The sequence below is a fragment of the Pseudomonas sp. PA-1-3F genome (assembly GCF_021609665.1).
GTDB lineage: Bacteria > Pseudomonadota > Gammaproteobacteria > Pseudomonadales > Pseudomonadaceae > Aquipseudomonas > Aquipseudomonas paracarnis.
In genome coordinates, this window is the sequence record NZ_WJZD01000004.1 from 102,600 (window position 1) to 128,734 (window position 26,135).

General features: G+C 62.4%; 27 protein-coding genes. 23 read left to right on the forward strand and 4 right to left on the reverse strand.

The features are described from left to right. The first annotated feature begins 35 nt into the window (after positions 1–35). On the forward strand, positions 36–3,419 hold the full coding sequence (gene mscK / locus GIV26_RS03925; protein WP_034125604.1) for a mechanosensitive channel MscK: 3,384 nt from the start codon (positions 36–38) through the stop codon (positions 3,417–3,419). A 48-nt stretch (positions 3,420–3,467) separates the two neighbouring features. Continuing rightward, positions 3,468–4,931, forward strand: coding sequence for a protein adenylyltransferase SelO (gene selO, locus GIV26_RS03930; RefSeq protein ID WP_236279532.1), 1,464 nt, complete (start codon positions 3,468–3,470; stop codon positions 4,929–4,931). A gap of 4 nt (positions 4,932–4,935) precedes the next feature. Here the strand turns inward: selO and GIV26_RS03935 are convergent, their stop codons facing one another. Both GIV26_RS03935 and GIV26_RS03940 read right to left on the reverse strand, forming a co-directional pair. Continuing rightward, the gene (locus tag GIV26_RS03935; protein WP_034125602.1) at positions 4,936–5,337 is read right to left on the reverse strand and encodes a helix-turn-helix domain-containing protein; all 402 of its coding nucleotides are present in this window, start codon (positions 5,335–5,337) and stop codon (positions 4,936–4,938) included. After that, positions 5,334–5,630, reverse strand: coding sequence for a type II toxin-antitoxin system HigB family toxin (locus GIV26_RS03940; RefSeq protein WP_034125601.1), 297 nt, complete (start codon positions 5,628–5,630; stop codon positions 5,334–5,336). The genes GIV26_RS03935 and GIV26_RS03940 overlap by 4 nt, the downstream gene beginning before the upstream one ends. Before the next feature lie 217 nt (positions 5,631–5,847). Here GIV26_RS03940 and trxC point away from each other — a divergent pair, with 217 nt between their 5' ends. After that, entirely contained in the window at positions 5,848–6,282 is a 435-nt protein-coding gene (gene trxC / locus GIV26_RS03945) for a thioredoxin TrxC (RefSeq protein WP_034125600.1), read from the forward strand. A gap of 204 nt (positions 6,283–6,486) precedes the next feature. On the opposite strand, the gene GIV26_RS03950 is transcribed toward trxC, so the two are convergent. After that, positions 6,487–7,257, reverse strand: coding sequence for a ParA family protein (locus GIV26_RS03950; RefSeq protein WP_034125599.1), 771 nt, complete (start codon positions 7,255–7,257; stop codon positions 6,487–6,489). Between the two features lie 316 nt (positions 7,258–7,573). Between GIV26_RS03950 and GIV26_RS03955 the strand changes: the two genes are divergently transcribed. From GIV26_RS03955 to GIV26_RS04050, 20 genes are all read left to right on the forward strand, one after another. Then, entirely contained in the window at positions 7,574–8,293 is a 720-nt protein-coding gene (locus tag GIV26_RS03955) for a beta-ketoacyl synthase chain length factor (RefSeq protein ID WP_054896224.1), read from the forward strand. Beyond that, positions 8,269–9,081 (forward strand): lysophospholipid acyltransferase family protein, encoded by an 813-nt coding sequence (locus tag GIV26_RS03960; protein WP_236279533.1) that lies wholly within the window; start codon positions 8,269–8,271, stop codon positions 9,079–9,081. The genes GIV26_RS03955 and GIV26_RS03960 overlap by 25 nt, the downstream gene beginning before the upstream one ends. Further along, on the forward strand, positions 9,059–9,328 hold the full coding sequence (locus GIV26_RS03965) for a phosphopantetheine-binding protein (RefSeq protein WP_034125597.1): 270 nt from the start codon (positions 9,059–9,061) through the stop codon (positions 9,326–9,328). The genes GIV26_RS03960 and GIV26_RS03965 overlap by 23 nt, the downstream gene beginning before the upstream one ends. A gap of 9 nt (positions 9,329–9,337) precedes the next feature. Further along, positions 9,338–9,592, forward strand: a complete 255-nt coding sequence (locus tag GIV26_RS03970) for an acyl carrier protein (protein ID WP_003187949.1) — start codon at positions 9,338–9,340, stop codon at positions 9,590–9,592. Beyond that, positions 9,589–10,134 carry a membrane protein gene (locus GIV26_RS03975; RefSeq protein WP_014716602.1) on the forward strand — a complete coding sequence of 182 codons (546 nt, stop codon included), beginning with the start codon at positions 9,589–9,591 and terminating at the stop codon, positions 10,132–10,134. The genes GIV26_RS03970 and GIV26_RS03975 overlap by 4 nt, the downstream gene beginning before the upstream one ends. Next, a complete protein-coding gene (locus tag GIV26_RS03980) occupies positions 10,131–11,801 on the forward strand; it encodes an ApeI family dehydratase (RefSeq protein WP_236279534.1) in 1,671 nt (556 codons plus the stop codon). Before GIV26_RS03975 ends, GIV26_RS03980 begins: the two co-directional genes overlap by 4 nt. A gap of 161 nt (positions 11,802–11,962) precedes the next feature. Further along, complete coding sequence (locus tag GIV26_RS03985; RefSeq protein ID WP_060764890.1) at positions 11,963–12,697, forward strand: glycosyltransferase family 2 protein; 735 nt, start codon at positions 11,963–11,965, stop codon at positions 12,695–12,697. Then, positions 12,694–13,629, forward strand: coding sequence for an LpxL/LpxP family acyltransferase (locus tag GIV26_RS03990; protein ID WP_236279535.1), 936 nt, complete (start codon positions 12,694–12,696; stop codon positions 13,627–13,629). Before GIV26_RS03985 ends, GIV26_RS03990 begins: the two co-directional genes overlap by 4 nt. Next, positions 13,613–15,154 (forward strand): HAL/PAL/TAL family ammonia-lyase, encoded by a 1,542-nt coding sequence (locus GIV26_RS03995; protein WP_032893923.1) that lies wholly within the window; start codon positions 13,613–13,615, stop codon positions 15,152–15,154. Before GIV26_RS03990 ends, GIV26_RS03995 begins: the two co-directional genes overlap by 17 nt. Beyond that, positions 15,147–15,572 (forward strand): acyl-CoA thioesterase, encoded by a 426-nt coding sequence (locus GIV26_RS04000; protein WP_034125591.1) that lies wholly within the window; start codon positions 15,147–15,149, stop codon positions 15,570–15,572. Before GIV26_RS03995 ends, GIV26_RS04000 begins: the two co-directional genes overlap by 8 nt. Continuing rightward, the gene (locus GIV26_RS04005) at positions 15,569–16,252 is read left to right on the forward strand and encodes an outer membrane lipoprotein carrier protein LolA (RefSeq protein WP_052199929.1); all 684 of its coding nucleotides are present in this window, start codon (positions 15,569–15,571) and stop codon (positions 16,250–16,252) included. Before GIV26_RS04000 ends, GIV26_RS04005 begins: the two co-directional genes overlap by 4 nt. Next, positions 16,224–18,554, forward strand: a complete 2,331-nt coding sequence (locus tag GIV26_RS04010; RefSeq protein WP_236279536.1) for an MMPL family transporter — start codon at positions 16,224–16,226, stop codon at positions 18,552–18,554. The genes GIV26_RS04005 and GIV26_RS04010 overlap by 29 nt, the downstream gene beginning before the upstream one ends. Positions 18,555–18,587: 33 nt before the next feature. Continuing rightward, on the forward strand, positions 18,588–19,835 hold the full coding sequence (locus GIV26_RS04015) for an NAD(P)/FAD-dependent oxidoreductase (RefSeq protein WP_236279537.1): 1,248 nt from the start codon (positions 18,588–18,590) through the stop codon (positions 19,833–19,835). Beyond that, positions 19,832–20,581, forward strand: coding sequence for a class I SAM-dependent methyltransferase (locus GIV26_RS04020; RefSeq protein WP_197900275.1), 750 nt, complete (start codon positions 19,832–19,834; stop codon positions 20,579–20,581). The genes GIV26_RS04015 and GIV26_RS04020 overlap by 4 nt, the downstream gene beginning before the upstream one ends. After that, the gene (locus GIV26_RS04025) at positions 20,578–21,060 is read left to right on the forward strand and encodes a hypothetical protein (protein WP_236279538.1); all 483 of its coding nucleotides are present in this window, start codon (positions 20,578–20,580) and stop codon (positions 21,058–21,060) included. The genes GIV26_RS04020 and GIV26_RS04025 overlap by 4 nt, the downstream gene beginning before the upstream one ends. Beyond that, on the forward strand, positions 21,057–22,223 hold the full coding sequence (locus GIV26_RS04030) for a beta-ketoacyl-[acyl-carrier-protein] synthase family protein (RefSeq protein WP_236279539.1): 1,167 nt from the start codon (positions 21,057–21,059) through the stop codon (positions 22,221–22,223). The genes GIV26_RS04025 and GIV26_RS04030 overlap by 4 nt, the downstream gene beginning before the upstream one ends. Further along, positions 22,220–22,681, forward strand: a complete 462-nt coding sequence (locus GIV26_RS04035; RefSeq protein ID WP_236279540.1) for a hotdog family protein — start codon at positions 22,220–22,222, stop codon at positions 22,679–22,681. The genes GIV26_RS04030 and GIV26_RS04035 overlap by 4 nt, the downstream gene beginning before the upstream one ends. Continuing rightward, positions 22,678–23,406 (forward strand): 3-oxoacyl-ACP reductase FabG, encoded by a 729-nt coding sequence (fabG, locus tag GIV26_RS04040; RefSeq protein ID WP_057975401.1) that lies wholly within the window; start codon positions 22,678–22,680, stop codon positions 23,404–23,406. Before GIV26_RS04035 ends, fabG begins: the two co-directional genes overlap by 4 nt. Then, positions 23,406–24,632: a beta-ketoacyl-ACP synthase gene (locus tag GIV26_RS04045; RefSeq protein WP_032893933.1), complete on the forward strand. Its 1,227-nt coding sequence runs from the start codon at positions 23,406–23,408 to the stop codon at positions 24,630–24,632. Before fabG ends, GIV26_RS04045 begins: the two co-directional genes overlap by 1 nt. A gap of 26 nt (positions 24,633–24,658) precedes the next feature. Further along, positions 24,659–25,078, forward strand: a complete 420-nt coding sequence (locus GIV26_RS04050) for a hypothetical protein (protein WP_003187927.1) — start codon at positions 24,659–24,661, stop codon at positions 25,076–25,078. Positions 25,079–25,179: 101 nt separating this feature from the next. Here the strand turns inward: GIV26_RS04050 and GIV26_RS04055 are convergent, their stop codons facing one another. Next, on the reverse strand, positions 25,180–26,073 hold the full coding sequence (locus GIV26_RS04055; RefSeq protein ID WP_034125583.1) for a LysR family transcriptional regulator: 894 nt from the start codon (positions 26,071–26,073) through the stop codon (positions 25,180–25,182). Positions 26,074–26,135: the final 62 nt, after the last annotated feature.

Below are 26,135 nucleotides of genomic sequence, written 5' to 3' on the forward strand. Positions count from 1 at the left end.
ACGCCCCGATTCTTCACTTTGCAAGACCGGTCTCTATGCCAACCCTGCGTACTTTTCTCGCCACTGCCCTGCTGGGCCTGACCCTTTGTGTTGGCAGCGTATACGCCGCCGACCCGCCCAGCGCCGAAGCCGTCCAGCAAAGCCTGGATAAACTGCCCGACCGCAAGCTGCCTGACGCCGACATGAAGGCGCTGCAGGCGACCCTGCAACAGACCCTGACCTACCTGGGCAATCAGCAGGACTACGAGCAGCGCCTGGCCGACCTCAAGCGCCAGTTGGAAGAGGCCCCGCGCCAGACCAATGAGAACCAGCGTGAGCTGGCGCGCCTCAAGGCCACCAAAATCATTCCGGTGGCCCAACGCTACGCCAGCCTGCCGGTGCCGCAGCTTGAGCAGTTATTGGTGCAACGCAGCACCCAGCAAGGCGACCTGCAAAAAGAACTGGCCGACGCCAACAGCCTGACTATCGCCGCCCAGACCCGCCCCGAGCGCGCCCAGACCGAGATCAGCAGCAGCCAGACGCGCATCCAGCAAATCAACGCGACGCTCAAGCTCGGCAAAGACAATGGCAAACCTCTCAGCGGCGACCAGCGCAACCAGCTCAACGCCGAACTGGCGGCCCTGAATGCCTTGATTCCCCTGCGCCGCCAGGAATTGGCCGGCAACAGCCAGCTGCAAGACCTGGGCAACAGCCAGCACGACCTGATCCAGGAAAAAACCGCACGCCTGGAGCAAGAAATCCAGGACCTGCAAACCCTGATCAACCAGAAACGCCTGGCGCAGTCCCAGCAGACGGTGACCCAACAGTCCATCGAAGCGCAGAAAGCTGGGGGCAGCAGCATCCTTGCCAAGGAAAGCGCAGACAACCTCAAGCTGTCCGACTACCTGCTCAAAAGCACCGACCGCCTCAACGACCTGACCCAGAAAAACCTGCAGACCAAGCAGCAACTGGACACCGTGACCCAAAGCGATTCGGCCCTGGACGAGCAGATCAACGTGCTCAAGGGCAGCCTGCTGCTGTCCAAGATTCTCTATAAACAAAAGCAGGCCCTGCCGCGTCTCACCGTGGACAAAGACCTGGCCGACGACATCGCCAACATTCGCCTGTACCAGTTCGAGGTCAACCAACAGCGTGAGCTGATCAGTTCCCCAAGCGCCTATGTGGACAACCTGCTGGCCAACCAGCCACCGGATGAGGTCACCCCGCAACTGCGCCGCACCTTGCTGGAAGTGGCGATCACCCGCAGCGACCTGTTGGAGCGTCTGAGCCGCGAGCTGAGTGCACTGCTCAACGAATCCATCACCCTGCAACTGAACCAGAAACAACTGCTCAGCACCGCCAGCACCCTGCGCGCCACGCTCGACGAGCAAATGTTCTGGATCCCCAGCAACAAGCCGCTGGACACTGAATGGCTGGAAACCGTACCGGCGCATCTGAGCAAACAGGTCACCACCCTGCCCTGGGCGTCCAGCGTCAGTGAGCTGTATGACGGCCTGACCCAACGCCCACTGCTGTTCCTGCCGTTGCTGTTGCTGATCGGCGCGCTGTTGTGGCGACGCAATGCGCTGTATGTGCGCCTGAAAAAGGTTCACCAGGACATCGGCCACTTCAAGCGCGACAGCCAGTGGCATACGCCGCAGGCCATCCTGATCAACATCCTGCTGGCGATGCCCGTGGCCCTGGGCCTGGCGCTGTGCGGCTACGCGTTGCAGATCGACGCCCGCGGGCAAAACGCCAACCTGGGTGCGGCCTTGCTGCAGATCGCCCAAGCCTGGCTGGTGTTCTACACCGCCTACCGCATCCTCGCGCCCGGCGGCGTGGCGGAGCTGCACTTTCGCTGGGAAAGGCCGCAGGTCGAATTCCTGCAAGGCTGGATACGCAAGCTCGGGCTGGTGGTACTGGCGTTGGTGGCCGTGGTCGCAATTGCCGAACATCAACCGGCGGCGCTGGCTGACGACGTGTTGGGTATCGCCGTGGTACTGACCTGCTACGGGCTGATGGCCTGGCTGCTGGGCCGCCTGCTGCTGAACAGCCCGACCCACGAAAAGGCCTCGTTGTTTCGCAAAGCTATCGGCGTGGTGTTCACCGCCCTGCCCATCGCACTGTTTATTGCCGTGTGCTTTGGCTATTACTACACCGCACTGAAACTCAGCGACCGGCTGATCAATACCCTGTACCTGCTGATGTTCTGGCTGGTGATCGAAGCCACCTTCGTGCGCGGCCTGGGTGTTGCCGCACGGCGCCTGGCCTACGCCCGGGCCCTGGCCAAACGCCAGGCAGCCAAGGAGGCCGGTGACGGCGAAGCGGTGATCGAAGAGCCGACCCTGGACATCGAGCAGGTCAACGAACAGTCCATGCGCCTGATCCGCCTGGCCCTGCTCGGCGGCTTTATCGCGGCGCTGTACTGGGTGTGGTCGGACCTGATCTCGGTATTTTCCTACCTGGACAACGTCACCCTGTACGAATACACCAGCGGCACAGGTGCAAATATCAGCATGGTGCCCATCAGCATCGGCGACCTGCTGGGCGCGTCGATCATCATCGGTATCACCTTCGCCCTGGCGCGCAACCTGCCCGGCCTGCTCGAAGTCCTGGTGCTGTCCAAGCTCGACCTGGCCCAAGGCAGCGCCTACGCCACCACCACCTTGCTGTCCTACATCATTGCCGGCGTGGGCTTTGTCACCACCCTTTCCACCCTCGGCGTGAGCTGGGACAAGCTGCAATGGCTGGTGGCCGCGCTGTCGGTGGGCCTGGGTTTCGGCATGCAGGAGATCTTCGCCAACTTCATCTCCGGCATCATGATTTTATTCGAACGCCCGGTGCGCATCGGCGACACCATTACCATCGGCAACCTGTCGGGTACGGTGAGCAAGATCCGCATTCGCGCCACCACCATCACCGACTTCGACAACAAGGACATCATCGTCCCCAACAAGACCTTCATCACCGGGCAACTGATCAACTGGTCGCTGACCGACACCATCACTCGGGTGACCCTCAAACTCGGCGTGGACTACGGCTCCGACCTGGACCTGGTGAAGGAATTGCTACTCAAGGCGGCGCGAGAGAACCCACGGGTACTCAAAGAGCCGGAACCCCACGTGTACTTCCTCAACTTCGGCGAAAGCACCCTCGACCACGAGCTGCGCATGCATGTTCGCGACCTGGGCGACCGCAACCCGGTGTTGGACGAGGTCAACCGCTATATCAATCGTGAATTCAAGAAACAGCACATCAACATCTCGTTCCGGCAGATGGAAATCTACCTGAAGAATCTTCACGGCCAGGAATACAAATTGGTGCCGGCCGAAGACGAGCGCAAGACCATCGCCGAGCCCATCGACAAGCCCGACGCTCCGGAGCCTCCCGCAGGCAAAGTGGCGGATGCGCCAGAGCCGCCACCCAGCAAACTCGACTAAACGCCCTATCCCCAGCAGAATGCTCGGACATTCTGCTGGAGATGGCCGGTGAAAGCCCTCGACGAACTGACCTTCGACAACCGCTTCGCACGCCTGGGCGACGCATTCTCGACCCACGTACTGCCAGAGCCCCTCGACGAGCCGCGCTTGGTCGTCGCGAGCAAGGCCGCCATGGCCCTGCTCGATCTCGACCCGGCCGTGGCCGAAACCCCGGTATTTGCCGAGCTGTTCGGCGGCCACAAGCTGTGGGCCGAGGCAGAACCACGGGCGATGGTGTATTCCGGGCATCAATTCGGCGGCTACACCCCGCAGTTGGGCGATGGCCGCGGGTTATTGCTGGGCGAGGTCTATAACGAGGCCGGCGAGCATTGGGATTTGCACCTCAAGGGCGCCGGGATGACGCCTTACTCGCGCATGGGCGACGGGCGTGCCGTGTTGCGCTCTTCGATTCGTGAATTCCTCGCCTCCGAGGCCCTGCATGCGCTAGGCATCCCCACCAGCCGCGCCCTGTGCGTGATCGGTTCCAGCACGCCGGTATGGCGGGAGAAACAGGAACGCGGGGCGATGGTTTTACGCCTGGCCCACAGCCATATTCGCTTCGGACACTTCGAATATTTCTACTACACCAAGAAGCCTGAGCAGCAGGCCGAACTCGCCGAGCACGTGCTGAACCTGCACTACCCCGAATGCCGCGAGCAACCCGAGCCTTACCTGGCGATGTTCCGCGAAATCGTCGAGCGCAACGCCGAAATGATCGCCAAATGGCAGGCTTATGGTTTTTGCCACGGCGTGATGAACACCGACAACATGTCGATCCTGGGCATTACCTTCGACTTCGGGCCCTTCGCGTTTCTCGATGATTTTGACGCGCACTTCATCTGCAACCATTCCGATCATGAAGGCCGCTACTCCTTCAGCAACCAGGTGCCGATCGGGCAGTGGAACCTCAGCGCCTTGGCACAGGCGCTCACGCCATTCATCAGCGTTGAGGCACTGAAGGAAGCCCTCGGCCTGTACCTGCCGCTGTACCAGGCGCACTACCTGGACCTGATGCGCCGCCGGCTGGGGCTGACCACCGCCGAAGAAGACGACCAGACGCTGGTGGAGGGTTTGCTCAAGCTGATGCAGAACAGCGGTGTGGACTACACGCTGTTCTTCCGCCGCCTGGGCGACGAATCGGCGACGTTAGCCGTGGCGCGGTTGCGTGATGACTTTGTCGACATGGCCGGATTTGATGCCTGGGCCGAGCGGTACAAGGCCCGTGTTGCACGGGATGGGGATTACACCCAGGAACAGCGCCGTGAGCGCATGCACGCGGTCAACCCGCTCTACATCCTGCGCAACTACCTGGCCCAAAACGCCATCGCCGCCGCTGAATCAGGCGACTACAGCGAAGTGCGGCTGCTGCATGACGTGCTGACCAGGCCGTTTGAGGAACAAGCGGGCATGGAGCAGTACGCGCAACGGCCGCCGGATTGGGGTAAGCATTTGGAGATTAGTTGTTCGTCGTGACCCCTTAGATAAAGGTCTCCACCGACACACCGAAACGCTCGGCCAGCCAACGAATCTGGCGCACGTTGAGCTGGCGTTTTCCGCTCAGTATCTCCGAGACAACCGATTGCGCCCCAACGCCAGGAAGGTCACTCTGGGTAAGATTGTGCTCGCGCATCATGTAGCGCAGCACATCGACCCCGCTGGCGACGGGCATTGGGCGATGCTCACGATCATAAGCTTCGATCCAGTCGCTCAGAATGTCGACCAGGCTCATCAGCGGGCTGTCCTCGTCTTCACCCACCAGACTCAATAGCTCATCCAAACCGCATACCAATGCGTCGTAGTCTGCCTCGTTTTCCGGCTTGCGCAGCACAGGCGAAACGAACTGCCAGTGCTCTGCCGCCACTCGCATAAGTGCGCTCATATGATTTTTTCCTTCCATTTGTTTTTCTCATAATCACGGTGGTCAAGCAGGTGTTTGATGTAAACGCGCTGCATTCGATACTGCACCGACGCAATCAACCTCAGCTTGTTACCGCCAATATCAAATACATGAAATTCACCTACCTTGTCGGTGGCGGGAAACATGGCTTTCATTGCGGCAAAGTCCTTGGGGGCGTTGCGCTTGATCACGCGATACCACTGATCCAGAGCTGTTGCAGAGCGCGGCCATTTTCCTTTTGCTTCCCAGATCCTGCTTTCACTGATGACTCGCATGCAACGTCCTTATCGCATCTTGCTATGAAGGTTAAACCTGAATTCGAATTATCGCAATTTGCTATAGCCGCAAACAGACCGGTGGTGCACAACAAAAAGCCTAGCCACACCGTTCACGCTGGCGAGGACGAAAATGTGAGCGAATAAGTATCTATATCCTTGATAAACCTCTGTCTCGACACCAAATACCCAACTGGCCAAACCCCAGGAGCCTCCGATGTCCGAACCTCTTGTCATCCCCTGCCCTCATTGCAACGGCCTCAACCGCATCCCCGGCGAACGCCTGGGTGATGCGCCCAAGTGCGGGCGCTGCAAGCAGTCGGTGTTGCTGAACAAACCCTTTGATTTGAAACAGGGTGACTATGCCAACCAGATCAAGGGCGACCTGCCGCTGCTGGTCGATGTGTGGGCCGACTGGTGCGGGCCGTGCAAGTCGTTTGCGCCGGTATTCGAACAGGCAGCCGGGCAGTTGGAAGGCAAGTGCCGGCTGGCGAAGCTGGACAGCGAGGCTAACCAGCAGCTGTCGGCGCAGTTGGGGATTCGCTCGATTCCCAGTTTGATTCTGTTCAAGAACGGCCGCGAAGTGGCGCGCCAGAGCGGGGCATTCCCGTTGCCGCAGTTGATGAGTTGGTTGAGCAGCCAGGGGGTGTAAACATCCCCCTCAATCAACTCGGTCAATGTGGGAGCTGGCTTGCCTGCGATGCAGGCGACTCGGTGATTCAGGCACACCGAGTCGATATCTTCGCAGGCAAGCCAGCTCCCACATTTGGATCGCGGTGCCTCATCTCGATCAGCGTGGGCTGTCAGGCCGTAACCGGCAAGCCAGCTCCCACAGTGTTCGGTGTTGCCTGTTGGGTCAGGCGTTTTCCAGCAGGTTGTGCAGGTCCACAAACTGCTGCGTCAACTTATGCCGTGGGTCCAGGTGGATCAGCGGCTTGCTCTCCTGGTGCGACTCGCGCATACGCACGGAGCTGGCCAGGTACACCGGCAGTACCGGGAGCCCTTCGGCAATCAACTCATCGAGAATCTGTTGCGGCAGGCTCGCCCGTGCCTGGAATTGGTTGACCACGATGCCTTCCACTTCCAGGCCTTCGTTATGGTCGTCCTTCAATTCTTCGATCTCAGCCAGCAGGCCATACAGGGCCTGGCGGGAAAAGCTGTCGCAATCGAAAGGGATCAGTACGCGATCGGCGGCAATCAGCGCTGAAACCGCGTAAAAATTCAGCGCTGGAGGCGTATCCAGGTAGATTCGGTCGTAATCTTCGCTCAGTTCATCCAGCAGCTTTCGCAACTTGTTGATCTTGTGCTTGGCCTCAAGCTTGGGCTGCAGGTCGGCCAGTTCCGGGGTGGCGGTGATCACATGCAGGTTATCGAACGGGGTTTCGTAGATATCTACCCTGTTTTTCTTCGAAAACGGCCCCGTCGACAGGGTTTGCTTGAAAAAATCCGCGATTCCCATGGGGATGTCGTCGCCCGTCAGCCCGGTGAGGTACTGAGTTGAGTTGGCCTGTGCATCGAGGTCCACCAACAGGGTTCGATAACCTTCGCTGGCGCTGACCGCCGCCAGGTTGCAGGCGATGCTGGACTTGCCCACACCGCCTTTTTGATTGAACACCACGCGCCGCATGGAAAAACCTCCGTGTATCAATGAATCCCCCGAGTGTAGAGCGCAAAAGCGCTGGTTAGCTACCTCGTTCATCCTCACGCGCTGTCTGGCTCACAAATGAATGGAAACCGCGCAACGATCGAGTCCGGCCTTCGCTCGCCGATAATCTGTAAATTCTTCCAACTTATTTGTGATCAATAGTGAACAAACTTTCACCACTATTTGCTAGAACCCCACGGCACCGGGATAATGCGCGCCATACGGCCATTGCTCCCTGTCCCGGAATCCGGGGCCATTGGCCGCACATGGAAGCCCGCAGGGGCGGGATAACTTCTCAGTGATCAACTTCAACATCGCCCAATGGCGCGCCTGGGCTCCTGGCCTTGCGAGTGCGGACGACTGGTACGCCTGGTGCCGGGACCCGGTGTTGCCGCCTGTCAGCGAAGCGTCCCCCGATGTGTCATTTTTGCCAGCCATGCAGCGCCGTCGTCTGAGCCGGCTGGCGCGCATGGCGTTCAGCGTCGGCTGGCCGCTGGCCGAGGGCCTTGAAGACCTGCCACTGGTGTTTATTTCCCGCCACGGTGAAACCCCGCGCACCTTGGACATTCTCAGCGACCTGGCCAACGAGCAGCCGCTGTCGCCGACTCAGTTCAGCCTGTCGGTGCATAACGCGGTAATTGGCCTGTGGTCGATCCTGCGCAATGAAACCAGCGAGATGACCGCCCTCGCCGCCGCCGGCGATGGCCTCGAACATGGCCTGCTCGAAGCCGCCGCTCTGCTCAACGAAGGCGCCGCTGCCGTATTGCTGGTGATCACTGAAGAACAACCGCCCCACGCCTACGCCAGCTGGATTACGGATGTGCCGTTCCCCTATGCCCTCGGCCTGTTGCTCACGCCGGGCGACGAGTGGCAACTGGAACTCACCACCGGCACTGTCCAACTCACTCAAACCCAGTGGCCCCACGCCCTGAACCTGCTGCGCACCCTGCTGACCGAACAGGGCGCCTGCCAACATGCCTGGAAGAACCGAGTATGGAACTGGCAACGCAAGCCCTGACCCACAAGCCACGGCAGGCCTATTATTGGCGCCTGTTCGCCACGGCCCTCAGCTTTTGCCTGTTCGGCATCGGCGGGCTGTGCCTGCGTTTGCTGGTGTTTCCGCTGCTCAGTTGCCTGCCGGGCGACGCCACCCAGCACCAACGGCGCGCACGCCACACCATCAGTTGCCTGTTCTGGTTTTTCATTCGCCTGATGAAGGGCCTGGGCATTCTCACCTACAGCGTCGAGGGTGCCGAAAAGCTTGGCCGCCCTGGCCAGATGATCGTCGCCAACCACCCGTCACTGATCGACGTGGTGTTCCTGATCGGCCTGATGCGCCAGACCAACTGCGTGGTCAAGCAGAGCCTGTTCCAGAACCCGTTCACCCGCAGCCCGGTGCGCGATGCCGGCTATATCAGCAACGACGGCAGTGCCGACATGCTCGATGCCGCAGCCGATGCCCTGCGCGCCGGCCAGACGCTGATCATCTTTCCCGAAGGCACCCGCACCACGCCGGGCGCGGCGCCGGCCTTTCATCGCGGCGGTGCGGCCATTGCGCTGCGCGGTGCGGAAATCATCACGCCAGTGGTGATCAAGGTCAGCCCCACCACCCTGACCAAGGCCGAACCCTGGTATCGCATCCCCCACCGTCGATTTCACTTCAGTTTGCGCGTGGGCGCCGATATAGAGCCACAAGCGTTTGCCGCAGTCGGGCCCGCGCCCCAGGCTTCACGCAAGCTCAACGATCACCTGCATCACTATTTCATTAAGGAGCTCGCCGAAGATGAGCGACCAACACCGCCTTGAGCACGACATAAAGACGCTGATCATCGAGGCCCTGGGCCTGGAAGACATCAGCCCCGACGATATTGGCAGCGACCAGACCCTGTTTGGCGAAGGCCTGGGCCTGGATTCGGTCGATGCGCTGGAATTGGGCCTGGCGATCCAGAAAAAATACGGCATCAAAATCGATGCCGACGCCAAGGACACCCGCAATCACTTCACCAACGTGGCCAGCCTTGCGGCGTTCGTCACGGCCCGACAGGCAGCTTGAGACCGTACCATGCAAACTCGTGACGATATCTTCAACACCCTGCGCGACGCCTTGGTGGAACTGTTTGAACTGCCCCCGGAACGCGTCACCCTCGACGCCAACCTGTACCAGGACCTGGAAATCGACAGCATCGACGCCGTGGACCTGATCGACCACATCAAGCGCCAGACCGGCAAGAAAATCGCCGCCGAAGAGTTCAAGGCGGTACGCACGGTGAACGACGTGGTAGAGGCGGTGTACCGTCTGGTCCAGCCCGCCGCATGAGCCGGCTGATCGGCCTTGGCCTGTTATTGGCGGGGCTGCTGTACCCCTTCGCGGTGTATTACGGCACCGAGCACTTTGCACCTTGGCAGTTCGGCTTGCTGCTGGGCAGCCTGTGGCTGTTGCGCGCGCTCACCGCTGCGCGGCGCCCGGGCAGCCGTTGGATGGCGGTGGTGGTGATCGTGTTTTGCCTGGCACTGGCATGGTTCGATAACCCCCAGTGGCTGCGCTGGTACCCGAGCCTGGTCAGCGGATTCATGCTGGCGCTGTTCGGCCTGAGCCTGAAGTACGGCCCGCCGATGGTCGAGCGCCTGGCACGCATGACCGACCCGCACCTGCCGCCCCACGCGGTGGTGTATACCCGCCGGGTCACCCTGGTGTGGAGTGTGTTTTTTCTCTGTAATGGCCTGCTCGCCGCCGCGCTCACCCTGTGGGCGCCGCTGAGCTGGTGGACGTTGTACAACGGCCTGATCGCCTACGGGTTGATGGGCCTGTTGTTTGCCGTGGAATGGCTGGTACGACAAAGGGTTCGAGGCCGCGTATGAAAGGGTTGAAACTTGAGCACTTGCTGCTTGAGCCACTGCAAGATCGCGGGGTGACCGCCGAGCCCCTCATGAATCACGCGCAACTGTGCGAACACTCCCTGAGCCTCGCCGCAGGCCTCAAGGCCCGGGGTATCCGGCGCCTGGCCGTGCACCTGGAAGACGCCGGCCTGCTGGCGATTGCGCTGCTGGGCGCCTGGCGGGCCGGTGCGAGCGTACTGCTGCCCGCCGACCTGCAACCCCAGACGCGCCAGCGCTGGGCCGACGCCGTGGATGCCTGGCTGGTCGAAGCCAGCGACCTGGACGCGCTGTATCAAGCGCCCTTGAGTGCCGCCGCCCTCGACCTGGACAACTGCCAACTGAGCCTGTGCACCTCCGGCTCCAGCGGCGAGCCCAAGCGCATCGACAAGTCCCTGCGCCAGTTGGTCAATGAAGTAGAGGCGCTGGAAGCCCTGTGGGGCAAAGATCTCAAGGACGCCTGCATCATCGGCAGCGTCGCTACCCAGCATATCTACGGCTTGCTGTTTCGCGTGTTGTGGCCGCTGTGTGCCGGCCGCACCTTTGTACGCAAGCAACTGGCGTTCCCCGAAGACATGCAGCGCGCCAGCCGTGAGCACCCGCAATTTGCCTGGGTGGCCAGCCCGGCGCTGCTCAAGCGCATGGGCGACAACCTCGACTGGCCGGCACTGAGCCAGGTTGCACGGGTATTTTCCTCCGGTGGCGCGTTGCCGGTTGATGCGGCCGGCAGCCTCTACGACCGTTTACAGCAATGGCCCACAGAAATCCTCGGCAGCTCGGAAACCGGCGGCATCGCCTGGCGCCAGGGTGCGCAACCCTGGCAGCCGTTTGCCGACGTGCAACTGAGCCAGGATGCCGACGGCGCTTTACGCATCGCCTCAAAGTACTTGCCCGAAGGGCATGTCGAACAGACAGCCGACGCCGTTCGCCTGCATGCCGATGGGCGCTTCGAACTGCTGGGCCGCCTGGACCGTATCGTCAAGCTGGAAGAAAAACGCATCTCCCTGCCGATGTTGGAACAAGCGCTGATCGCCCATGAATGGGTGTGCGACACCCGCCTGGGCGTGGTGCAGGAAAACCGTGCGTCCCTGGGTGCCGTGGTGGTGCTCACCGACGCGGGGCTGCATGCCTTGCGCAACCAGGGACGCCGCACGCTCACCCAGACCCTGCGCCAGCACCTGAGCCAACATTGCGAAGCCCTGGCCTTGCCACGCCGCTGGCGCTTGTTGCGCCAACTGCCGCTGAACAGCCAGGGCAAATTGCCCCAGGCCGATATCGAAGCCTTGTTGCTGGCGCCTCGCCCCAAGGGGCCTGAGGTGTTGGCACAAGTCGAAACCGAAGGTGAATGGACCTTGCAACTGAGCATCCCACCGGACCTGGCCTATTTCAGCGGGCACTTCCCGGTCACCCCGGTATTGCCGGGGGTGGTGCAGGTGGAATGGGCGTTCAACCTGGGCCAACAATTGCTCGACCTGCCAACCCGGTTCGCCGGCATGGAAGTGCTCAAGTTCCAGCAACTGGTGCGCCCGGGCGATCACATCGAATTGCATCTGCGCTTTGATCGGGAGCGTAGCAAACTGTACTTCGCCTATCGCAATGGGGTTGCAGCGTGCTCAAGCGGGCGGATCGTGCTGGAGGCCGCGCATGCATAACCTGTTCTTGTGGCGAGGGAGCTTGCTCCCGCTGGAGTGCGAAGCGCTCCCAACCCAGGCATCACCCACTCCCAGGATGATCTCGGTCGCCTCCATTGGGGCTGCTTCGCAGCCCAGCGGGAGCAAGCTCCCTCGCCACGGGGTTTGCGCAGGCTTTGAATATGCATAACCCCTGCGCTTTGATCCCGGTATACAACCACGAAGCCGCCGTGCCGGCCGTGGTCCACAGTGTGCTGAAGAGCGGCCTGCCCTGCCTCTTGGTGGACGATGGCAGCAGCGCCGCGTGCGCAGCCGTGCTGGCGCAGTTGGCGACGCTGGATAACGTCACCCTGCTGACCCTGCCCAGCAACCAGGGCAAGGGCGCCGCCGTGATGGCCGGTTTTCGCGAAGCAGCGCGGCAGGGCTATACCCACGCCCTGCAAGTGGACGCCGATGGCCAGCACGACCTGCGCGAAGTCCAGACCTTTATCCACACCTCACGCCAGCACCCCGAGGCCGTCATCTGCGGCTACCCCGAATACGACGACAGCGTGCCCAAGGGTCGCCTGTACGCACGTTACCTGACCCACGTGTGGGTGTGGATCAATACCCTGTCGCTTGAGATTCGCGACTCGATGTGCGGCTTTCGCGTGTACCCACTGGCGCCGACCCTGGCGCTGATGGACTCGGCCTACATTGGCACGCACATGGATTTCGACTCGGACATCCTGGTACGCCTGGCCTGGCGCAACCAGCCTATGCGCTGGCTGCCCACCCAGGTGCACTACCCCACCGACGGCCTGTCGCACTTTCGCTTGTTGCGTGACAACCTGCGCATCAGCGCCATGCACACGCGGTTGTTCTTCGGCATGCTCGTGCGCGCGCCGATGATCCTGTGGCGACGGTGGCAAGCATGAACGACAGCACCAAGCATTGGGCCGACCGCGAGGAACGCGGCAGCTTCTGGCTGATGAAATTCACCGCGGTCGCGGTGAAAGTCCTCGGCCGTCGCCTATTGAGCCCGTTGCTCTACAGCATCGTCTTTTACTTCTTCCTGTTCGGCCGCACCGCACGCCACAGCGCCTGGCAATACCAGCAGCGGCTGGCGCAATGGAGCGGGCGCAATGACTTGCTGCCGAGCCACCGCACAGTCTTTGCCCAGTTCATGGCCTTCGCCGATTCGCTGCTCGACAAGCTGGACGTGTGGAACGGCAAGCTGCGCCTGGAGCAAATCGAGATCAACGACCCGGCGCAGTTGCGCAGTCAACTGCGTGGCGAGCGCGGGCAGATGTTGGTGGGTGCGCACCTGGGTAACCTGGAAGTGTGCCGCGCCCTGGCGGAAATTGGTGAACAGGTCACCATGAACGTGCTGGTGCACACCAAGCACGCCGAGCGTTTCAACCGCCTGCTGGGCGAGGCCGGCGCGACCCATTTGCGCCTGATCCAGGTCAGCGAATTGGACCCGGCCACCATGCTGCTGCTCAGCCAGCGCCTGGACGATGGCGAGTGGCTGGCGATTGCCGGCGACCGCATCCCGCTGCACGGCGGGCGTACGGTGCGCGTGGACTTCCTCGGCCATACGGCGGCATTTCCCCAAGGCCCATGGCTGCTGGCGGGCTTGCTCAAGTGCCCGGTCAATCTGCTGATGTGTCTTAAGCACCAGGGCCGCTATCGCCTGACTATCGAGCCCTTTGCCGATTTGATCGAGTGGAAGCGCAGCACCCGCGAGCAGGTCATCGCCCTGTGGACCGCCCGCTACGCCGCACGCCTGGGCCAGTTCTGCCTGCAAGCCCCCCAACAGTGGTCCAACTTTTACCCTTTCTGGAAGACCGATGACGACGCCTCTTGAGCCCATCACCTTTGGTGAACGCCCCCTGCGCATCGAAGACGTGCTGGCCCTGGCCAACCGCCAGGTGCCCACTCGTCTGCAGGACGACGCCGCGTACCGCCAGCGCATCGCCAAGGGCGCGCAGTTCCTCGACTCGCTGCTGGACAAGGAAGGCGTGATCTACGGCGTGACCACCGGCTACGGCGACTCCTGCGTGGTGGCGGTGCCGCTGGAACACGTCGAAGCGTTGCCGCGTCACCTGTACACCTTTCACGGTTGCGGCCTGGGCAAGTTGCTCGACGCCCAGGCTACCCGCGCCGTACTGGCGGCGCGTTTGCAGTCGCTGTGCCATGGCGTGTCCGGGGTGCGTGTGGAACTGCTGGAACGCCTGCACGCCTTCCTCGAAAACGATGTGCTGCCACTGATCCCGGAAGAAGGCTCGGTAGGCGCCAGTGGTGATCTGACGCCGCTGTCCTATGTGGCTGCGACCTTGTCCGGCGAACGTGAAGTGCTGTTCCGTGGCGAACGCCGCCCGGCGGCCGACGTACACCGCGAGCTGGGCTGGGAGCCGCTGGTACTGCGGCCCAAGGAAGCCCTGGCACTGATGAACGGCACCGCAGTGATGACTGGCCTGGCCTGCCTGGCCTTTGCCCGCGCCGACTACCTGTTGCAACTGGCCACGCGCATCACCGCGCTCAACGTGGTGGCGCTGCAAGGCAACCCGGAACACTTCGACGAGCGCCTGTTCGCCGCCAAGCCGCACCCTGGGCAGATGCAAGTCGCCGCGTGGCTGCGCAAGGACCTGGCCATCGACGCGCCCACCGCCCCCCTGCATCGCCTGCAAGACCGTTATTCGTTGCGCTGCGCGCCCCACGTGCTCGGCGTATTGGCCGACAGCCTGAACTGGCTGCGCTCGTTCATCGAGATCGAACTGAACAGCGCCAACGACAACCCGATCATCGACGCCGAAGAAGAACGTGTGCTGCATGGCGGGCACTTCTACGGCGGGCATATCGCCTTCGCCATGGACAGCCTCAAGACCCTGGTCGCCAACGTTGCCGACCTGCTCGACCGCCAGCTCGCACTGTTGGTGGACGTGCGCTACAACCATGGCCTGCCGAGCAACCTCTCAGGCGCCCCGGCTGACCGCGCCATGATCAACCACGGCTTCAAGGCCGTGCAGATCGGCACCAGCGCCTGGACCGCCGAAGCACTGAAAAACACCATGCCGGCCAGCGTGTTCTCGCGCTCCACCGAGTGCCACAACCAGGACAAGGTGAGCATGGGCACCATCGCTGCCCGCGATGCGATCCGCGTGCTGGAGTTGACCGAACAGGTCGCCGCCGCGACCTTGCTCGCCGCCAACCAAGGCGTGTGGCTGCGCGCCCAGGCCGAGGATGCCCGCCCACTGCCACCGGCACTGGCCGCGATGCACGCCGAACTGGCCCAGGACTTTGCGCCGGTCATCGAAGACCGCGCCCTGGAAGGCGAACTGCGCCTGTGCCTGCAACGTATCGCCGCGCAACACTGGAGGCTGCATGCGTAGCCCCGGCGTGTTGCACAGCGACACTGAAATCCTTGTGCCTTTTTTCGACATCGACACCATGAACGTGGTGTGGCACGGGCATTACGTGAAGTACCTGGAAGTGGCGCGCTGTGCGTTGCTGGACAAGATCGGCCATAACTATACGGCGATGCTCGAAGCCGGCTACGCCTGGCCGGTAATCGACATGCAGCTACGCTATGTACGCGGCGCGACCTTCGGCCAGACCATCAACGTGCGCGCCAGCCTGGTGGAGTGGGAGAATCGTTTGAAGGTCAATTATTTGATCACCGACCTGGCCAGCGGCGAGCGCTTGACCCGCGCCAGCACCGTGCAAGTGGCGGTGCAAATCGCCAGTCGCGAAATGCAGCTGGCCTCGCCCAAAGTCTTTACCGACGCCGTAGAGAGAGCCCTGGAATGAGACCCCCTGTAGGAGCGAGCTTGCTCGCGAAGATCGCCAACGATAACGCGGGGCGCCTGACACCCCGTGGGGCCCTCAGGTTTTTCGCGAGCAAGCTCGCTCCTACGGTGGCTGCGTTGTTGCTGAGCTTCAGCGCCCAGGCTTTTGACTTGCAGCAGTTGAGCGATCAGCTTGCCAAACCCTCCGTGATCCACGGCAACTTCACCCAGGAAAAGCACCTGCGCGCCCTGCCCCAGCCATTGGTGAGCAAAGGCACCTTCGTGCTCGCCAAGGATCACGGCCTGCTGTGGCTGTTGAAAACTCCGCTGCAACAGGACTACCGCATCACCTCCCAAGGCATTGCCCGCCGTGACGCCAATGGCTGGCAACTACTGCCAAACAAGAGTGCCGGCGCCGAACAGAATCGTTTGTTCCTGGCGGTACTGCAGGGCGACAGCAGTGGCCTGCAGCGCGACTTCGACCTGCAACTGCAAGGCGAGGCCCAACAATGGAAGCTCACGCTGACCCCGCGTTCGCTGCTGCTCAAGCAAGTGTTCACCCAGATCAATATCGACGGTGGCGCACTGGTGCGCACCATTGAACTGCTGGAAACCCAAGGCGACAGCACGCTGTTGCGCATGCAGGACAGTACCGCCGACCAGCCGTTGAGCAATGCGGAGCAACACGACTTTGCCCAGTGAGCGCCTGCTGCCGCGCCTGTTCCTGACCTTGCTGGTGGCCGTGCTGGCCCTGGCAGGCTGGCAGTGGCGTGACGGCGCGCCGTTGTCGGCCAACCTGATGGAACTGGTGCCCGGCAGCACGCCGGACGCCTTGGAACTGCAAGCCGAACAGCGCATGCAAGAGCCGCTCAACCGCGAAATGCTGGTACTGGTGGGGCATGCCGACCGCCAGCAAGCGGTGGCCGTGGCGCAGCAACTGGGTGAGCGTTGGCAGGCCAGCGGCCTGTTTGAAAAAGTGCAGTGGAACCTGCAAGCCGACTTGCCAGCGTTGCGCGAACAACTGCTGCGTGGGCGTTTGTCGATGCTCTCGTCCAAGGACCGCGAACAACTGATCCAGCAGCCTGAGGCGTTCATCCAGCAACGCGTGCAATCGCTGTTCGACCCCTTCACCGGTTTCAGCCTGGTGCCAAGCCAGGACGATTGGCTCGGCCTCACCGGGCGCATCCAGAACAGCCAACCGCAACACGGTGCGGTGCAAATGGACATCGGTAGCGGCGCCTTGATCGCCGATGCCGACGGCAAAAGCTGGGTGCTGCTGCGGGCCCGCACTACCGGCAACGCCTTCGACATGAAGTTGCCGCTTCAAGTGGCGGACTTGCTGAAGGCCAGCCGCGAGCAAGCCAGCGCACACGGCGCGCAACTGCTCGCCGCCAGCGGTTTGCTCTATGCGGCCAACGGGCAACAGCAGGCCACTCGGGAAATGACCTGGGTCGGCGGCGGCGCCACCCTGGGCATCCTGTTATTGCTGCTGCTGGCGTTCCGACGCTGGCGAGTGTTGCTGGCATTCGTGCCGGTACTGGTGGGCATGCTGTTTGGCGCGGTGGCATGTGTGGCGCTGTTTGGGCATATGCATGTGATGACCCTGGTGCTGGGTTCCAGCCTGATCGGCGTGGCAGTGGATTACCCGCTGCATTACCTGTCCAAAAGCTGGAGCCTGCAGCCGTGGCGCAGTTGGCCGGCGTTGCGCCTGACCCTGCCAGGGCTGAGCCTGAGCCTGGCCACCAGCGCTATCGGCTACCTGGCTCTGGCCTGGACGCCGTTCCCGGCGCTGACCCAGATTGCGGTGTTTTCGGCTGCCGGTTTGGTCGGTGCCTATTTGTGTGCCGTGTGCCTGTTGCCCGCGCTGCTCAAGGGCGTGGAACTGCGCCCGGCGCAATGGCCGCTGCGTGTCGCCCAAAGCCTATGGCAGCTGCGCACGGCCTTGCTCAAACGCGTGCCCAGTTCGGTACTGCTGGTGGGGGTGCTGCTGTTCTGCGCGGCGGGCCTGTGGCAACTGAACACTAAAAACGATATCCGCCAATGGATCGGTGCGCCGCCGCAGTTGCTGCACGAAGCCCAGGCCGTGGCGCGCATCACCGGGTTCCAGCCCACCAGCCAGTTTTTCCTGGTGCGAGCGGACAATCAGCAGCAGTTGCTGGAGCGCCAGGCCGCCCTGGGCAAACGCTTGGACCAGTTGGTGCAGATGGACAAGCTCCAGGGCTACCTGGCGCTCAATCAACTGGTCAACCTGCCCGCCGAACAACAACAGTTGCGCGAGGCGCTGAACAACCTGGCGCCACACTGGCAACCGCTACTGGACCTCGGCGTGCCCCTCAGCGCCCTGCAAGCCGAAGTGGCGCAGTTGCAGGCGCTGCCCACCGCAGACATCGACGCCGCATTGCAAGGCCCGCTGGCCGAGCCGTGGCGCACGCTGTGGCTGGGCCCGGTGGACGGTGGCGTGGCGGCCATGGTCAGCCTGCAAGGCTTGAGCAACCCGGCGCTGCTGCGGGTGCAGGCACTGGACTTGCCCGGCGTGCAGTTGGTGGACCGCTTGGGTGACTTGAACCGGGTGTTTGCCGACACGCAGATCAGCGCTGCCGAATTGAAGTTGCTGTCTTGCGTGCTGATCGTGCTATTGCTGATTGCGCCCTTCGGCTTTGGCGGCGCCTTACGTATCGTTGCCTTGCCGCTGCTGGCTGCGTTGTGCAGCCTGGCCAGCCTCGGTTGGCTGGGCCAGCCGCTGACTTTGTTCAGCCTGTTTGGCCTGCTGCTGGTCACGGCCATCAGCGTCGACTATGCGATTTTGATGCGCGAGCAGATCGGCGGCCCTGCCGTCAGCCTGTTGGGAACACTGCTGGCGGCACTGACGACCTGGTTGTCGTTCGGCCTGCTGGCGGTCTCCAGTACACCGGCCGTGAGCAATTTCGGCTTGTCTGTCAGCCTGGGCCTGGCGTTCAGCTTTATGCTGGCGCCCTGGGCCGGTCGGCAGAAACACGCCTTATGAATGTGATTAGCGCCCATGCGGCAAGGAGCCCTCGTGCCCACAGTTGAAATGGAACGTCGCCAGGTGGTGGTGATCGGTGCCGGGCCTTCCGGTGCCATCGCGGCCGCGCTGTTAAAGCGCAAAGGGCATGATGTATTGATCATCGAGCGCGAGCATTTCCCGCGTTTCTCGATTGGCGAAAGCCTGCTGTCGCACTGCATCGACTTCATCGAAGAAGCCGGCATGCTCGACGCTGTGCAAGCTGCAGGCTTCCAGGTAAAAACCGGCGCGGCCTTCGCCTGGGGCGAGCGCTACAGTGCCTTTGATTTCAGCGACACCTTCAGCAACGGCAAGCCCACCACCTTCCAGGTGCAGCGCGGCGAGTTCGACAAATTGCTGGCCGACCAGGCGGCGTTGCAAGGCGTGGAAATCCGCTACGGCCAAACCATTGTCGGCGTGGATTTTTCTGCCGAGAGCCGGTATTTGCATGTGCGCCGCCAGAATGGCAGCGAGTACCACCTCAAGGCCAGGTTCGTGCTCGATGCCAGCGGCTACGGCCGTGTGTTGCCACGCCTGCTGGACCTGGAAGCACCGTCGAATTTCCCGCTGCGCCAGGCCGTATTCACCCACGTCGAAGACCGTATCGAACACCCAGGCTTTGACCGCAGCAAAATCCTGGTGACCACTCACCCGACCAAGCGCGATATCTGGTTCTGGACCATCCCGTTCAGTAACGGCCGTTGCTCGGTAGGCGTGGTCGCAGCCAAAGAGCATTTCGAGGGTGCCGACAGCGACCTCGACGCCTGCCTGCGCGGCTTTATCGAGCAAACCCCAAGCCTGTCCGCCGTGCTGCAAAATGCCGTCTGGGATACCCCGGCGCGCACCATCGGCGGCTACTCGGCCAACGTCAAAACCCTGCACGGCCCAGGCTTTGCGCTACTGGGCAATGCGGCGGAATTCCTCGACCCGGTGTTCTCTTCCGGCGTGACCATTGCCATGCGTTCGGCCAGCATGGCCGCAGGAGTGCTGCACCGCCAATTGAGCGGAGAAACGGTGGACTGGCAAACCGAGTTCGCCGAACCGCTCAAGCGCGGTGTTGATACCTTCCGCTGCTACGTCGAGGGCTGGTACGCGGGCACGTTCCAGGACGTGATTTTCCATCCTGGCAGTTCACCGGAGATTCGCCGCATGATCAGCTCTATCCTGGCCGGTTACGCCTGGGATGAACACAACCCGTTTGTCAGCGAGCCGAAACGGCGCTTGCGGATGTTGTCGGATATTTGTGCGAGTGAAGCGGTATGAGCAGCCCTGGCGTCGAAAAAAACTACCTGAGTCAAAACTACGTCGAAGAAACCCGCTTCGGCTTCTGGTTCCTGCGCAGCCATACCTGGCAGCATCACGTATTGCGCGTGGCGATCAATGACCTGCGCAGCTTGTTCAGCGAGCCGCTGCCGGTGGCGCCGGTGTTGCTGGATGCCGGTTGCGGCCAGGGCAAATCCTTCCAGTTGCTGCATCAGGTGTTCGCGCCTTCGCGCCTGATCGGCCTGGATGCCGACCCTCACAGCCTGGCACTGAGCCGCGAAGAGGCCGCGCGCCTGGGCCTGGACGTCGAGCTGATCGGCAGCGACTGCGCGACCCTCAACCTAGCGGATGCCAGCGTCGATATCCTGTTCTGCCACCAGACCTTCCATCATCTGGTGGAACAACATCGCGCACTCAAGGAGTTCTATCGGGTGCTCAAGCCGGGCGGCTATCTGCTGTTTGCCGAATCCACCGAAGCCTACATCGACACCTGGGTGATTCGCTGGCTGTTCCGCCACCCGATGCATGTGCAAAAGAGCGCCGACGAGTACTTGGAGATGCTGCGAGAGCAGGGCTTTGAGTTCGCTGCTCAGAACATTTCGTACCCTTACTTGTGGTGGAGCCGTTCCAGTGACTTCGGCCTGCTGGAACGTTGGGGCCTGCGCAAGGCACCGCCGGTGGGTCAGCGCGAGGAAACCCTGGTCAACTGCGTGGCCCGTAAACCTGTGGAGAATGCGGCCCCATGATGCGCCTGCTGTTGATAAGTTGCCTGTTGCTGCTCGGCGCCTGTGCCAGCCAGGCGCCGCTGCCGGAAAAAATGCCGGCCCTGGCCTTGCCGATGCAATTGCATGTGCAGCGCCTGGCGGACAGCCAGAGCCAGGACTGGCTGCTGGTGATCCAGCGCGAAGGCCGCGCGATTCGCTGGTCGATGATGGACCCGCTGGGCATTCCCCTGGCCCGGCAAAAACTGCTTGATGGACAGTGGCAGGCAGACGGCTTGCTGCCGCCCAACCCCCAGGCGCGCACGCTATTTGCCGCGCTGCTGTTTGCCCTGACCGCGCCCGGTGACGTACCGGCGTTGTATCCCACTGCCCAGGCGATGGACCTGACGCGCACGCTGCCGGGCCACTGGCAGATCGTCTATCAGTCTTCCGAGGTGTTCAGCGTGAACATGGCCGACCCGCCGCTGAGTTACCGCATCAGCCCGCTGGGTGTGAGCCGATGACCGCCTACCTCAACGCCCTTGGCGTGATCTGCGCCCTTGGCCGTGGCCAGGCGCAAGTCAGCCGCAAGCTGTTTGCCGGCGACTGTTCGGGCATGCGTGCCGAAAGCGGCTGGGTGCCGGAACGCGTAGTGCCGGTGGCCGCCGTATACGGCGAACTGGCGAGCCTGCCCCCTGAACTGGCCCAGCAAAGCAGTCGCAATAACCAGTTGCTGTTGGAAGCGGCGCTGCAGATCGAAGATCAGATTCGTCAGGCCATCCAAACCTACGGCGCTGACCGGGTCGGGGTTGTGCTCGGCACCAGCACCTCGGGCATTGACGAAGCCAGCCGTGGCATTGCCCATTACCTGCAGAACACGCAGTTCCCCGCTGACTACGACTACCAGCAACAGGAACTCAGCGCTCCGGCCAACTTCCTCGCCGACTGGTTGAACGTGAGCGGCCCGGCCTATGTGATTTCCACCGCCTGCACCTCCAGCGCCCGTGCATTGATGAGTGCCCAGCGCCTGTTGGACCTGGGGGTGTGCGATGCGGTGATCTGCGGCGGCGTGGACAGCCTGTGCAAGCTGACGCTGAACGGGTTTACCGCGCTGGAAGCAGTGTCTGCCGAGCGCTGTAATCCGTTCTCGGTGAACCGCAACGGCATCAATATCGGTGAAGCGGCGGTGCTGTTCCTGATGAGCCGCGAGCCGGCCCCCATCGCCTTGCTGGGCAGCGGCGCCAGTTGCGACGCGCACCATATCTCTGCGCCCGAGCCCAGTGGCAAGGGCGCGTTGCTGGCCATGCGCAAGGCCTTAGCCTGCGCGAAGCTTTCGCCCGAGCAGATCGGCTACCTGAACCTGCACGGCACCGCGACCCAACACAACGACGCCATGGAAAGCCTGGCGGTCGCCAGCCTGTTTCCCGGCGGCGTCGCCTGCTCATCGACCAAGCCCATGACCGGCCACACCCTCGGCGCTGCCGGGGCACTGGAAGCCGCGTTCTGCTGGCTGAGCCTGACCCATCGCCTGCTGCCACCCCACGTATGGGACGGCCATCCCGACCCGGCGCTGCCCGCCTTGCAATGGGTGCGCAGCGGCGACAGCTTGAAAAAACCCTGCCTGATGAGCAACTCGTTTGCATTCGGCGGAAACAATGTCAGCCTGATAATCGCAGAGGCCCCATGATCGATTGGCCACTCGCCGAACTGCTGCCCCATGCGGGCGACATGATCCTGATCGACCAGGTGCTGTCGTTCGATGAAGAGCAGATCCACACCCGCGTCACCGTCAAGCCCGGCGGCCTGTTCAACCGTGCTGACGGCAGCCTGCCAGCCTGGGTCGGCATCGAGCTGATGGCGCAAAGCGTCGCCGCGTATGCCGGTTGCCATGCACGCCAGCAAGGCAAGGCCGTGGAACTCGGTTTCCTGTTGGGCACACGTAAGTTCGAGTGCAACGTGGAGCACTTTCCGGTCGGTGCCGAGCTGCATATCCACGGCCTGCGCTCCCTGGAAGACGACAACGGCATGGGTGTGTTCGAATGCCACCTCACCGGCGACGGTATCCAGGCCAGCGCGCGCCTGAACGTATTTCGACCGCCCCAGGCGGCCAACTATTTAGATGAATCGAAGGACGATACGCCATGACTGAATCCGTACTGGTCACCGGCTCCAGCCGTGGTATCGGCCGCGCCATTGCCCTGCGCCTGGCCCAGGCCGGCCATGACATCGTGCTGCATTGCCGCAGCGGTCGTGCCGAAGCCGACGCGGTACAGCTCGAGGTCCAAGCCCTGGGGCGCGAGGCACGCGTGCTGCAGTTCGACGTGGCGGATCGCGCTGCGTGCAAAGAGATCCTTGAGGCCGATGTGGAGCGGCATGGCGCCTATTACGGCGTGGTGCTCAATGCCGGCCTGACCCGCGACGGCGCCTTTCCTGCGCTGTCGGAAGACGATTGGGATGTGGTGATGCGCACCAACCTGGATGGTTTCTACAACGTGCTGCACCCGGTGATGATGCCGATGATTCGGCGCCGCGCCGCCGGGCGTATCGTGTGCATCACCTCGGTGTCCGGGCTGATCGGCAACCGCGGCCAGGTCAACTACAGCGCCTCCAAAGCCGGCTTGATCGGCGCGGCCAAGGCGCTGGCCATCGAGCTGGGCAAGCGCAAGATCACCGTCAACTGCGTGGCGCCGGGCCTGATCGACACCGCGATGCTGGATGAAAACGTGCCGGTAGAAGAACTGATGAAAATGATCCCGGCCCAACGCATGGGCACGCCGGAAGAAGTCGCCGGCGCCGTGAACTTCCTGATGTCGGCCGAAGCCGGCTATATCACGCGCCAGGTGCTGGCCGTGAACGGGGGCCTGTGCTGATGAAGCGCGTTGTCGTCACCGGCATGGCCGGCGTGACCTCCCTGGGCAGCGACTGGGACACCATCGCCGCCAACTTTCGCGCCAACCGCAGCGGCATTCGGCGCATGGATGAGTGGGACCGTTTCACCGAACTGAACACGCGCCTGGCCGGCCCTATCGACGATTTCGTCGTGCCTGCTCACTGGACGCGCAAGCAACTGCGCAGCATGGGCCGCGTCTCGCGCCTGGCCGTGTGGGCGGCGGAGCAGGCGTTGCAAGACGCCGGCCTGCTCGGTGACGAGTCGATCAAGGACGGGCGCATGGGCGTGGCCTGTGGCTCGTCCACCGGCAGCACCGATGAGATCAAGGCGTTTGGCAATATGCTGCTCAACTCGGTGGCCGAGGGGCTCAATGCCAACTCCTATGTGCGCATGATGCCCCACACCACGGCAGCGAATATCAGCATCTTCTTTGGCCTCACGGGCCGGCTGATTCCTACCTCCAGCGCCTGCACCAGCGGCAGCCAGGGCATCGGCTACGCCTATGAGGCAATCAAGTTCGGGCGCCTGCCGTTGATGCTCGCGGGCGGCGCAGAAGAGCTGTGCCCCACCGAAGCCATGGTCTTCGATGCGCTCTACGCCACCAGCCTGAAGAACGATGCGCCGCAAACCAGCCCGCGTCCCTACGACAGCGGCCGCGATGGCCTGGTGATCGGTGAAGGTGGCGGCATGCTGGTGCTGGAAGAATTGGAGCACGCGTTGGCGCGGGGCGCGCATATTCACGCTGAACTGGTTGGCTTCGGCAGCAATGCCGACGGCCAGCACACCACCCGCCCGGAACAGAAAACCATGCGCCGCGCCATGGAGCTGGCCCTGGAAGACGCAGGTCTTGAACCGTCCGCCATCGGCTACGTGAACGGCCATGGCACGGCTACCGATCAGGGCGACATCGCCGAAACCCTGGCCACCAGCAGCCTGTTTGGCAGCCGCATGCCGATCAGTTCACAGAAGAGTTTCCTCGGCCACACCTTGGGTGCCTGCGGCGCACTGGAGTCGTGGTTCAGCATCGAGATGATGAACCGCGACCAGTACGTGCACACCTTCAACCTGGACGCGGTCGACCCGCAATGCGGCGAGCTGGACTACCTGCAAGGTGGCTTTCGCCAGATGCACAACGACTACGTGATGAACAACAACTTTGCCTTCGGCGGCGTCAACACCTCGTTGATCTTCCGCCGCTGGAGCTGACTTTTTAATCGACTGGAGAAAACGGAATGTCTTCCCTGCTACGCGCTACCCTGATCACGCTGGCCCTGCTGACCACGGCTGGCTGCACCAGCAAACCGGTGCTCAACACCCAGCACGAGTTGCCGGCCACGAGCCAGGTCAGCGAAGAAAAAATGAAACAGGTGATCGTCGCCGCCCTGCAAAAACGCGAGTGGACGGTACAACGCCTGAGCCCGCAACTGGTGCAGGCCGAGATCACCGTGCGCGGCCAGTTCTACGCCGCAATCGACATCCGCTACACCCGCAACAGCTACGCCATCACCTACCGCGACAGCCGCGACCTGGGCTACAAGGACGGTAAGATCCATCGCAACTACAACCGTTGGGTGAGCATGCTGGATCGGGATATTCTGGCGGGGTTGCGTACTTACAGCGTGAATGAAGCAAATACTTCGCCCCAAAACTGACCCCCTTGTGGCGAGGGAGCTTGCTCCCGCTGGACTGCGCAGCAGGCCCATTTTTTAGGGCCGCTACGCGACCCAGCGGGAGCAAGCTCCCTCGCCACAGGTTATTGAGCGGCCTTACGCGTCAACAACTCCACAAACCCTTTCGCCATTGGCGTTTGCGCGCCCTTGCGCTGCACCAGCCACACCGCCGTCACTGCCTGCGGGTCGAGCAAGGTGCGATAGACCACGCCATCAATGCGGATGCGCTGGTAAGACGCCGGCAGCACCGACACCCCCAACCCCGCCGCCACCAGGCCGATGATGGTCATTGCTTCCCCTGCTTCCTGAGCAAAGTGCGGGCTGAACCCGGCGTCGCGAGCGAGGTTGAGCAACTGCGCGTACAAGCCGCTGCCGTAACTGCGCGGGAAGAACACGAAAGGCTCCTCGGCCAATTGCTCCAGATGCAAGCCGCGCTCACTGCCTTGCGCCAACGGGTGGCCGGCGCTCAATACCGCGACCAAGGGTTCGCGCATCAACTCGATCACGTTCAGTGAGTCGGGCAAGGGCAAAGGCCGCATCAACCCAACCTGAATCGACTCGTCCACCAGCGACTCGGCTACTTGGGTGCTGCTCATTTCTTGCAGGTTCAGATGCACCGCCGGGAATGCCTGGCGGAAGGCGAAGATCGCCTGGGGAATGCTGGCGTTGAACGGCGCAGACGAGGTGAAGCCGATCTTCAATTCACCCAGTTCCCCCAACTGCGCACGCCGCGCCACATCTGCCGCCTTGTCGACCTGGGCCAGCACCAACCGTGCCTCTTGCAAGAACAAACGCCCGGCCTCGCTCAGCTCGACCCGACGATTGGTACGCTCGAACAAGCGTGCGCCCAGCTCGTGTTCCAGCGCCTGGATCTGCTGGCTCAGGGGCGGCTGCGAGATGCCCAGCACCTGCGCGGCGCGGCCGAAGTGCAGTTCTTCGGCAACGGCGATGAAGTAGCGCAAATGGCGAAATTCCATGCAAGCCTCATTAGGTCGTAAAAGCTATCAAACAGGTCGAACAATATATTGGAAAGAATCAT